This window comes from Vibrio sp. 10N.247.310.23, from assembly GCF_041467155.1.
GTDB lineage: Bacteria > Pseudomonadota > Gammaproteobacteria > Enterobacterales > Vibrionaceae > Vibrio > Vibrio crassostreae_C.
Genome location: NZ_JBFSTZ010000060.1, coordinates 1 through 6,095, shown reverse-complemented (window position 1 = coordinate 6,095; position 6,095 = coordinate 1). Strand labels below are relative to the sequence as shown.

The following is a 6,095-nucleotide window of genomic DNA, read 5'->3' as shown; positions in this document are numbered from 1 at the left end:
GATACCACTCTTTAAATACTCCTTGGGCTCAGGGCCACTCAGAGTAATCAAATACTCAATGCGTCCTTTATTTTGGTATTGAAGAGGGCGCCCTAACTGAGCATTGATCTCATCGGCCATACGAGCTGCGCGAACCTGCGGCGGAATGTTCTTTTGGTATTCATGTAATTTGCGGCGTAAGCGCTTTTGATACACCAATAAATCATCATGTTTGCCAGCAGAGGTTTCATCAACAAACTGTCTGACGTAGTCGGTTGGATCTTGATCGTGAAATACCATCTCATACAAGGTTTGTTGGAATTGCTGTGCGAGAGGTGTCCAATCGGTGCGTGCACTCTCAAGCCCTTTAAATATGATCTTTTCTTTATCGCCTTGAGTGATTAATCCGGCATAACGTTTCTTCGAGCCGGTTTCTGAACCTCTAATGGTCGGCATTAGAAACTTGCGATAGTGAGTCTCGTATTCCAATTCGAGTATTGAGGTTAGGTTGTGGGTCTCTTTTAAGTGATTCGTCCACCAATCGTTGATGTAAGCGACCAGTGTGTTCCCGATCTCGTCTGCTTTTTGCTGATCATAACTGCCGTTCAGAGACACGAAGGTTGAATCGGTATCGCCGTAAATCACTTGATAGCCTTTGTCTTCGATCAGAACCTTGGTTTGCTTCATGATCTCATGTCCACGCATGGTAATCGAAGACGCTAACCGGGTATCGAAGAAACGACAACCAGACGAACCTAACACACCATAGAATGAGTTCATGATGATCTTAATCGCCTGAGAGAATGCTTTTTCATTGTTCTTCTTAGCCACATCACGTGCAGCCCAAAGGTTTTCGATCATCTCGGGCAAGAAGTGTTTAGAGCGGTGGAATTGCCCACCTCGAAAGCCATCAACGGCTTGGTTTTCTGCTGGGCCTAGTTCAAGCTTCAACCCTTCAATTAGTCCCATAGGGTCAATCAGAAACGAGCGAATGATCGATGGATACAGGCTCTTAAAATCGAGTACCAAAACCGAGTCGTACAGATTGGGAATTGAATCCATCACATAACCGCCGGGGCTCGCAATCCAATTCTCTGGCTCTAAGTTCGGTGCGACATAACCCGCTCTGTGGATTTGAGGCAGATATAAGTTAGTAAAGGCCGCAACAGAGCCACCAACGCGATCCAGCTCAACACCGGTTAATCGAGAGCGCTCAATCGCGAAGTCGAGTAGGTGAGTGTGCTCGAAGATGCTGTTTACCAGTACGCAGTCTTGAAGGTTGTACTTAGCGAGTGAGGGTTTATCGAACTTAAACATTCGGTTTATCTCATCCATACGGTCATGAACGTTATGGATGTCTTTGCCTTCCCCAAGCAGCTCTTGCGATACCGACTCAAGAGACCAAGAACGGAAGTGGTAGGTCGCTGTCTTGAGCATATCAATACCATCCAAGACAACGCGCCCCGGAATCGTGATAAAACCTTGCTGATTTTGAGCAGAACTGCGGAAAAAGCTCGGTTGGTTGTCTCTGCCGATGTTGAGCTTCACTTCGTTCCATTCTGAACGTTTGTGCAGCAGCCTAAAATCGAAGTCGATAACATTCCAGCCAATGATGATGTCAGGATCAAATTCAGAGAACCAAGCTATCATGGCTTCAAGTAGCGCTTTCTCGTTGGCAACCCATTGGATATTGGTTTCAGCTTGTTGTGCTTCGCCGACCATGATTACTTGGCTGTCCATCGGGCTGTCTAGGCCAATTGAATAAAGCACGCCTTTTTCCGAACACTCAATATCAAGCGAGACCACAGATAGACTGGGTAAGTAATCACCTGCTCGGCATTTTGCGTTTGAGACTCGACGATGCTGATTTTTTTGCACAGCAGATCCGGTGAACTCAATACTTCCCTTGATAAAACGTTCCATCAAGAATCGATCGGCGAGTCGAATATCGCTTTCAAAGGTTTGGATTTCTTCGTTGTGAAAGGCTTGCGCTAAACCAAAGCTGCTTCTCGACAGTGAGGTGTAACACGCGGCGAGAGGTGTTTGCTCGAATGTGGCTAATTCTAGAGGCTTAAATTGGCAATCGATCGACTCTTTCGCTGCGATTGCCTGACATGCCTCAACGTCAGATTGAGCGACAAAAAATACCGGTTTTTCATTTTGAATCGTCAGCAGAGTAGGGCCTTGAGGGGTGCTTAACCACAAGTCGATTTGTGTGCGCCCTGAAAAATCTCTTGCTTGTCTTGTGAGTACAAAGCCTTGCTGAATATCCAATGTAGTAACCTATTGAAATGGGGAATCGAATACTACCATCTAGCGACCCTCTGCGCACAAAAGGCAGTAAAAATACTAACTAAATTCTAGTTAGTAGAGGCAAATAACGGGACTCTATAAGCAAATAAGTGAAATTGTCGCGAATGGTTATTCAATGGTATTGAAAATATCTTTATCTTATGTAATTTTATTGGGTGTTGTTTTAACTGGTTGATTTTTAGAAAAAGCTTGTTGTTTTAGTTAGCTTATTTGTTAATAAGTACTTGCTAAAGTTCGTGTTTCAGCACATATTCAACAGAGCTTTTTTTTAGTAATTAAGTTAAGATGTACTCAATGCTGCGATCCACTGTTCCTTTGTTCAATTGTTTCAAACAGATGAAATGACACAGTGGTTGCAGAGCCAATTAATAGTGTGGAGATACAAGTTTGATAAATGTTTTCCTTGTAGATGATCACGAGCTGGTTCGCACAGGGATACGACGTATTATTGAAGACGTCCGTGGAATGAACGTAGCAGGGGAAGCTGAAAGCGGTGAAAATGCTGTCAAATGGTGTCGTACTAATAATATTGACGTTATTTTGATGGATATGAATATGCCAGGTATTGGTGGCTTAGAAGCAACCAAGAAAATTTTACGTTTCAATCCTGATATTAAAATTATCGTTTTAACGGTTCATACGGAAAATCCATTTCCGACTAAAGTGATGCAAGCTGGGGCTGCGGGTTACCTTACTAAAGGGGCAGGTCCGGATGAAATGGTAAATGCAATTCGAGTGGTTAATAGTGGCCAACGATACATTTCACCAGAAATTGCGCAGCAGATGGCTTTGAGCCAATTCTCGCCTGCGTCTGAAAATCCATTCGCAGACTTATCTGAACGTGAACTTCAAATCATGATGATGATTACCAAAGGTCAGAAAGTGACGGATATTTCAGAACAACTCAATCTAAGTCCTAAAACAGTCAACAGTTACCGCTACCGCTTGTTCAGTAAGCTGGATATCAGTGGCGATGTAGAGCTGACGCATTTAGCGATTAGACATGGAATGTTAGACACTGAGACCCTTTAACACTGAGATCGTATAGTGACCAACTTGTTTGACTCAGTCTCATTCCTCAAGACAGTAACAGAGCAGCCCGGCGTTTATCGAATGTATAACGCCGAGGCTGCCGTTATTTACGTCGGTAAAGCTAAGAACCTCAAAAAACGCCTTTCCAGTTATTTCCGTAAAAAAGTCGACAGTGAAAAAACACGCGCTCTAGTTAGTAATATTGACAAGATCGATGTCACTGTAACGCACACGGAAACAGAAGCGCTCATTCTTGAGCACAACTACATCAAGCAGTACTTGCCTAAATACAACGTACTTTTGCGTGATGATAAGTCGTACCCTTATATTTTTATTAGCGGTCACAAGCATCCTCGTTTGTCGATGCACCGTGGTGCTAAGAAGAAAAAGGGCGAATACTTTGGTCCTTACCCTGATTCCGGCGCTGTGCGTGAGACGCTACACCTAATCCAAAAGATTTTCCCTGCCCGCCAGTGTGAAGATACGGTTTATGCCAATAGAACGCGCCCGTGTTTGATGTATCAGATTGGTCGTTGTGCTGCGCCATGTGTTAGCTCAATCATCTCTGATGAAGAGTACAGTGAACTTATCGACTACGTTCGTCTGTTCCTGCAAGGGAAAGACAAATTAGTCCTTGAGACGCTCATCGACAAAATGGACAAGGCAAGCCGTGAGCTTCGTTTTGAACAAGCTGCCGCTTTCCGTGATCAAATCCAAGCGATTCGACGTGTGCAAGAACAACAATACGTATCTGACGATTCAATGGAAGATATGGACGTGTTGGGATTTGCTCAAGAGAATGGCGTGGCTTGTATTCACATCTTGATGATTCGCCAAGGAAAGGTTTTAGGCAGTAGAAGCCATTTCCCGAAAATTCCAAACAATACGGTGCGAGAGGAAGTCTTTTCGAGCTTTTTAAGCCAATACTATCTTGCACATAATGAAGCGAGAACCATCCCAACTCGTCTCATCCTTAATGCTGATTTGATGGAAGATGTCACACCGATTCAAGAAGCCTTGTGTGAAGTTGCGGGTCGTAAGATCCACTTCAATACCAATCCTTCTGGCACTCGTGGTCGCTACCTTAAACTGTCTAACACCAATGCATTAACAGCCATTACCACCAAGATTAATCACAAGATGACGATCAATCAGCGCTTTAAGGAGCTTCAAGAAGTGCTGTCGATGGACGTTATCAAACGCATGGAATGTTTCGATATCAGTCACACCATGGGTGAAAGTACGATTGCATCTTGCGTGGTCTTCAATCAAGAAGGCCCGGTTAAACCAGAGTACCGTCGTTACAACATCACCGGCATTACAGGTGGCGATGATTATGCAGCGATGGCTCAGGCGCTTGAGAGACGTTATTCGAAGCAACTCGATGTCGACAAGATCCCAGACATCATCTTTATCGATGGTGGTAAAGGTCAGCTAAACCGCGCTCATGAGATCATTTCTCAATATTGGGGTGATTGGCCGTTTAGACCAAGAATGATGGGTATTGCGAAAGGCGTGACGCGTAAACCGGGTTTAGAAACTTTGGTAACCCTTGAAGGTGAAGAGTTTAATTTACCTAGCGATGCACCAGCGCTGCATCTTATCCAGCACATTCGTGATGAGAGCCATAATCATGCGATTGCAGGGCACAGGGCAAAACGTGGTAAAACGCGCAGAACCAGTGCTTTGGAAGGAATTGAAGGGGTAGGACCTAAACGTCGTCAAGCTTTGCTGAAATATATGGGTGGCTTACAAGAACTTAAGCGTGCAACTGTCGAAGAAATAGCCAAAGTGCCGGGCATTAGTCATTCTTTGGCAGAAAACATTTATCAAGCATTGAAACAATAGTAAAAATCCCGCACCATTAAAGCGCAATTAATAAGAGCCCAATAATATGCGTTTGAATATACCTAACATTTTGTCCTTACTGAGACTATTTTTGATCCCAGTATTCGTTGTCGTTTTCTATCTACCTTATCAATGGGCTCCTTTCGCTGCTGCGATGGTGTTTTGGGTAGCCGGTTTCACTGATTGGCTAGATGGCATGCTAGCTCGTAAGTTAGGGCAAACGTCTCGCTTCGGTGCCTTCATTGACCCTGTGGCTGACAAAGTGTTGGTCGCTACGGCTCTTATCCTGATTACAGAGCATTACCACTCTATTTGGATAACTATTCCAGCCGTGACCATGATTGCTCGTGAGATCATCATTTCAGCGCTTCGTGAATGGATGGCTGAAATCGGTAAACGCGCAAGTGTTGCGGTATCTTGGGTTGGTAAAGTCAAAACGGTTTCTCAGATGTTCGCTCTTTGGGTACTTATCTGGAGATACGACGACTGGATGGTGTGGGTAGGTTACATTGCACTGTATGTCGCCACCGTTCTTACTTATTGGTCAATGGCACAATACTTGATGGCTGCCAAAGACGATTTGTTAGACGAAAAACATCATTGATGAAGAAGCGAGCTGAGGCTCGCTTTTTTGATCTTTAACCTAAGGTTAAGTTATCAATAGTGGATATCTAATGTGATATAGATCTCCTTTGAATAACCCGCTCACAGTGTGTTTTGAACATAAAGTCAGCTATTTGGCCTGTTTCGTATGAAATCTATTCAAACGAATTAAAAATACAAAAATAATATTGACTCAATCGTCTGAATCCGTAGAATGCATCCCGTACCCAAGAGGATGGCAATGAGCGATTCGATTGGAGTTACTAAGGCGCCTTGGCAGAGTGGCTATGCAGCGGATTGCAAATCCGTGGACCTCGGTT

Annotated in this window: 4 protein-coding genes; 3 read left to right on the top strand and 1 reads right to left on the bottom strand. The window is 44.1% G+C overall.

Annotated features, from left to right (window positions below):
• The coding region (locus tag AB6D93_RS23415; RefSeq protein WP_372159220.1) for a DNA polymerase II at positions 1-2,253 on the bottom strand (2,253 nt) is incomplete at its 3' end.
• Between the two features lie 426 nt (positions 2,254-2,679).
• On the opposite strand from AB6D93_RS23415, the gene uvrY reads away from it, so the two are divergent.
• The 3 genes from uvrY to pgsA are packed head-to-tail and all read left to right on the top strand — an operon-like array spanning position 2,680 to position 5,776.
• On the top strand, positions 2,680-3,324 hold the full coding sequence (gene uvrY, locus AB6D93_RS23410; RefSeq protein WP_102333647.1) for a UvrY/SirA/GacA family response regulator transcription factor: 645 nt from the start codon (positions 2,680-2,682) through the stop codon (positions 3,322-3,324).
• 15 nt (positions 3,325-3,339) lie between these two features.
• Positions 3,340-5,172, top strand: coding sequence for an excinuclease ABC subunit UvrC (gene uvrC / locus AB6D93_RS23405; RefSeq protein ID WP_102333646.1), 1,833 nt, complete (start codon positions 3,340-3,342; stop codon positions 5,170-5,172).
• 46 nt (positions 5,173-5,218) lie between these two features.
• A complete protein-coding gene (gene pgsA, locus AB6D93_RS23400; protein ID WP_017061490.1) occupies positions 5,219-5,776 on the top strand; it encodes a CDP-diacylglycerol--glycerol-3-phosphate 3-phosphatidyltransferase in 558 nt (185 codons plus the stop codon).
• The last annotated feature ends 319 nt before the right edge of the window (positions 5,777-6,095 follow it).